We start from the raw sequence: 4,634 nt of genomic DNA, 5'->3' as shown, positions 1-4,634 counted from the left end.
TTTTACCCAGCTGGTCACGCAATCCTTGCACCAGGTCATCAGCCGGCTCGACCCGCCAGGTCTCGCCCAGGCGCAGCTCGGCGGCTGCGTCGGGGCGTTGCAGGTCTACGGTGACCGCGCAATTTCCAGGGTATTTCTGTAGCAGCCCAGCTATCTGGCCGAGGCTTTCCGGGCCGTGGCGGCTGGTGTCGAGACTGATCCGTACGCTATCAAGCAGGCTGGTGCGCGCGTCTTCCAGACTCATCACCCGCTTCACGCGCATGCGCAATCCGCCGGAGAAATCATCCTGGGAGACTTCTCCCTCCACCACCAGCAGCGCGTCCTTCTGCAACAGTGCCTGGGCCGACTGATAAGCCTCGGCATAAAGTGAGACCTCGATTCGCGAGGAACGATCATCCAGGGTGACAAATCCCATCTTGTCGCCGCGCTTGCTCTTCATTACCCGCAGATCGAAGACCAGGCCGGCAATCGTCTGGCTGTCCCGCGAGGGCTTCAAGTCGATGATCCGCTGACGGGCAAAACGCCGGATCTCTCTTTCGTATTCGTCAATCGGGTGACCGGTCAGATACAGCCCCAAGGTCTCTTTTTCGCCGCGCAGGCGCTCCTTGAACGACCACTCACGGGATTGTCTATAGGCTTCATAAACATCACGGTCAGTGGATGGGCCGAGCAGTTCGCCGAAAAGATCAGCGTGCCCGCTGTCAGCGCTCTTGGCCGTCTGTTCAGCCGAAGCTATGGCCTCTTCCATCGCTGCCATCAGCGCCGCGCGATTCCGATCCACCTGCTTGAGGAAACTCTGCTGATCGGCATCGAAGAACGGCCCCAGGCTGTCCAGCGCCCCGGAGCGGATCAGCGCTTCCATTACCCGCTTGTTGATCCGCTTGAGGTCTACCCGCGCGCAGAAGTCGAACAGGTCGATGAAGGGCCCGCCGTCTTTGCGCTTCTCGACAATGGTCTCAACCGGGCCTTCGCCCACGCCCTTGATCGCGCCCAGACCGTAAACAACATCGCCCTCGTCATCGACGGTGAACTTGTATTCCGAGATATTCACATTCGGCGACTTGAGGCGCAGCTTCATGCTGCGACACTCTTCAATCAGCGTGACCACCTTGTCGGTGTTATGCATATCCGCCGACAGCACCGCCGCCATGAACGGCGCCGGATAGTGCGCCTTCAGCCATGCGGTCTGGTATGACACCAGGCCATAGGCCGCCGAGTGCGATTTGTTGAAACCGTAACCGGCAAATTTCTCTACCAGATCAAAGATGTTGCCTGCCAGATCCGGGTCAATACCGTTTGTTTCGCAACCCTTGAGGAAGATCTGGCGCTGTTTGGCCATTTCCTCGGGCTTTTTCTTGCCCATCGCGCGGCGCAGCATGTCTGCTCCACCGAGGGTATAGCCGGCCATCACCTGGGCGATCTGCATCACCTGCTCCTGGTACAGGATGATGCCATAGGTAGGTCCGAGTACTGGCTTGAGGCTGTCGAGCTGATAGTTCGGATGCGGATAGGAGAGGATTTCGCGACCGTGTTTACGGTTGATGAAGTCGTCAACCATGCCTGACTGCAACGGACCGGGCCGGAACAGGGCCACCAGGGCGATCAGGTCTTCCAGGCAGTCGGGCTTGAGCTTCTTGATCAGCTCTTTCATCCCGCGTGATTCCAGCTGGAATACAGCGGTAGTCTCGGCCTTTTGCAACATCTTGAAGGTGGGCTGATCGTCCAGCGGGATGAAGTTGATATCCAGCGGTTCGCCACCGGTCTTCGCGCGCACGCGGTTAACGGTGTCCATCGCCCAGTCAATGATCGTCAGCGTACGCAGGCCTAGGAAGTCGAACTTGACCAGGCCAGCGGACTCCACATCATCCTTGTCGAACTGAGTTACCAGGCCGCCACCCGCCTCGTCGCAATACAATGGCGAGAAGTCGGTCAGCTTGGTCGGTGCGATGACGACCCCGCCGGCGTGCTTGCCGACGTTCCGGGTAATACCCTCAAGCTTGAGCGCCATGTCCCAGATTTCCTGGGCTTCTTCATCATTGGCGAGAAAGTCGCGCAGAATATCTTCCTGCTCGAAGGCCTTGGCCAGGGTCATACCCACTTCGAACGGAATCATCTTCGACAGTTTGTCGGCCAGCCCGTAGGACTTACCCTGCACCCGCGCCACGTCACGCACTACCGCCTTGGCCGCCATGGTGCCGAAGGTGATGATCTGCGATACCGCGTTGCGGCCATAGGTCTGGGCGACATACTCGATCACCCTATCGCGCCCTTCCATGCAGAAGTCGACGTCGAAGTCGGGCATGGATACCCGCTCTGGATTGAGGAAGCGTTCGAACAGCAGGTCATACTGCATCGGGTCAAGATCGGTAATCAGCAGCGAGTAGGCGACCAGTGAGCCTGCGCCTGAGCCACGGCCCGGCCCCACCGGCACCCCGTTGTTCTTGGCCCATTTTATGAAATCCATCACGATCAGGAAGTAACCCGGAAATTCCATCTGGATAATGATATCCAGTTCGAAATTCAACCGGTCAACATAGACCTGCCGCCGCGCCTCGTAATCCTCAGAATCCGGTGGCAACACGACCTTGAGGCGCTCATCGAGGCCTTCGAAGGAGACCTTGCGGAAGAAGTCGGCCTCACTCATACCATCGGGCGTGGGGAATGCCGGCAGGAAGTTCTTGCCCAGCTGCACGTCGATATTGCACCGTTTGGCGATCTCGACGCTGTTGGCCAAAGCCTCGGGGATGTCACTGAACAGTTCGGCCATTTCCTCGGGCGTTTTCAGATACTGTTCTTCGCTGTACTGGCGGACCCGCCGCGGATCGTCCAGCGCGCGACCTTCGCCGATGCAGACGCGGGTTTCGTGGGCTTCGTAATCTTCCCGCTTGAGAAAGCGCACGTCGTTGGTCGCCACTACCGGGCAGTCATGTTTCGCTGCCATCGCGACCGATGCGTGCAGGTGCTCTTCGTCGTTGGGACGGCTGGTGCGCTGCAGTTCGAGATAGAAACGTCCGGGGAACACCTGCATCCAGTATTGCAGCAGTGCGTCGGCTTCCTGCGGATTATTCGATAGCAGTGACTGACCGATCTCGCCTTCTCGGGCTGCGGACAATGCAATGACGTCTTCACTGGATTGTTCGACCCATTCGCGGCGGATGGTCACCACGCCGTTGCGCTGGCCTTCGGTGTAGCCGCGGGAGATAAGCTCGGTCAGATTGCGATAGCCGTTGCGGTTCATTGCCAGCAGGCTGAGGCGGGTCAGCTGGCTCTCATCATTCTGCCCGACCAGCCAGATATCAACGCCGGAGATCGGTTTGATCCCACCGGCCATCGCAGCCTTGTAGAATTTGACTAGGCTGCACATGTTGTTCTGGTCGGTTACTGCGACTGCAGGCATCTCCTGCGCTGCCACGGCCTTGATCAGCGGCTTGATCCGTACGATGCCGTCGACCAGTGAATACTCGCTGTGGACGCGCAAGTGGACGAAGGAGTGGGTCATGGTATTCCTGTTTCTGGAGACTGCTTCAAGGTTGGGATTGTAACGGTGGGGGGAGTTGGGGGCTAGCAGACTGTGCCTCGGGTTCTCTGTTCGGCGACGTAGGCTTGTTGTCGTGACGGCTGACTGGTGCTCATTGCTCCCAGCCTTGCGGGAGATGGATTTTTAGTCCGCCGCCCAAACCAGAATCGGTCTGATCGAGCCCGATGCCAATTGCTCCCAGCCTGGCACTTAGACAGTCCTCACCCCGTCATTCCGGCGAAGGCGGGAATCCATTTTGACCTTCACGCAGCCACTACCAGAACCCATTTCCCGGCCGACTCCGAGTCTATGAGCTCCCAGCCCGGCAGGGTTCCGAAAGCCGCCGTAAATCCGTCCCTGGAGGCTTGTCACAAGTCCCGACCGCCAGGGATGGCGGAAGTGTCGATTATGCAGGAGCAATAATCGACCTGTTCCAGACACTTTCTCCACCCCGCCAGGCTGTGCGCTCAACGGGCAAAGGAGTGATGCGGGGTTTGCTGTCCAAGGTCAAAAACCAGAACCTTCCTAGGCCAAGCTTTGGGTTCTCTCACCGGCAGCTCATTAGCTAGTAGCAGATTCAGGGCGAGAGGACTAAGCCGACCGTCGATGGCAGGGATGCCATCGACGAGCTTACAGGGACGTACTTGCAGCGTGTCGGCGTGGACTTTCGCCCTGTGGCTGCAGAGACTCGGATTCGGAAAATGCAGATACTGCCAAAGCTTGTCGTACCGGCGCAAAGGAGCGTCTATGGATAACCGAGGCACCCAGCTCTCTCAGGGCAGCCAGGTGAACGGGTGTCGGGTAACCCTTGTGCTGGGCGATGCCATAGCCAGGATACACCTTATCCAACTCCACCATTTCGCGGTCACGGGTCACTTTTGCCAGAATTGAGGCCGCGGAAATGGCAGGAACACGTCCGTCGCCCTGGATGACCGGCTCGCTGCGCATGGGCAGAATTGGACAGCGATTGCCGTCCACCCATACCCGGTCCGGCTGGATCGACAGACCGGCTACCGCGCGCTGCATTGCCAGCATGGTTGCATGCAGTATGTTCAGGCGGTCTATCTCTTCGACTTCTGCGCGGGCAATGAACCAGGCCAGCGCGCGCTCCTGGATA

Annotated in this window: 2 protein-coding genes; both read right to left on the bottom strand. The window is 58.8% G+C overall.

Annotation, left to right across the window (positions count from 1 at the left end; translation table 11 throughout):
- A partial coding sequence (gene dnaE, locus ABYA88_RS15415; RefSeq protein ID WP_373188270.1) for a DNA polymerase III subunit alpha occupies nt 1-3,499 on the bottom strand: 3,499 nt, incomplete at its 3' end.
- Nucleotides 3,500-4,147: 648 nt separating this feature from the next.
- Nucleotides 4,148-4,634: ribonuclease HII (locus ABYA88_RS15410; RefSeq protein ID WP_373188269.1), on the bottom strand; the 487-nt coding region annotated here is incomplete at its 5' end.

This window comes from Halopseudomonas sp., from assembly GCF_041579695.1.
GTDB lineage: Bacteria > Pseudomonadota > Gammaproteobacteria > Pseudomonadales > Pseudomonadaceae > Halopseudomonas.
Note: the sequence above shows the minus strand (reverse complement) of the source record. Positions and strands in the feature narration are given on the sequence as shown.